Annotated in this window: 1 protein-coding gene; it reads right to left on the bottom strand. The window is 41.6% G+C overall.

Features of this window, described 5'->3' with window-relative positions:
- Positions 1–233, bottom strand: a 233-nt coding sequence (locus V6256_RS15475; RefSeq protein WP_341599136.1) for an Ig-like domain-containing protein, incomplete at both ends; no start/stop codon positions are given.

Here is a 233-nt window from a genome sequence, read left to right on the forward strand (position 1 = left end):
TGTCTGTAGCAGTGACTGTAACATCAGTATTACCCGTTATCGTCATTGCATTGCCATCCGAAGCTTGTGTAGCTGCAGGTAATGTCCAGCTAGCATCGCCATTATTTGTTGCTGTATAGTTAACACCATCAATCGTCACGATAACTGTCGCACTATCATCATCAACAAAACCCGATAATGAAGGGTTACTTTCATTTGTAAAGATATCTGTGAAAGAAACTGTTGGAGGCGTG

Origin of the sequence: Psychromonas aquatilis, from assembly GCF_038155185.1 — a bacterium.
GTDB classification, from domain to species: Bacteria; Pseudomonadota; Gammaproteobacteria; order Enterobacterales; family Psychromonadaceae; genus Psychromonas; species Psychromonas aquatilis.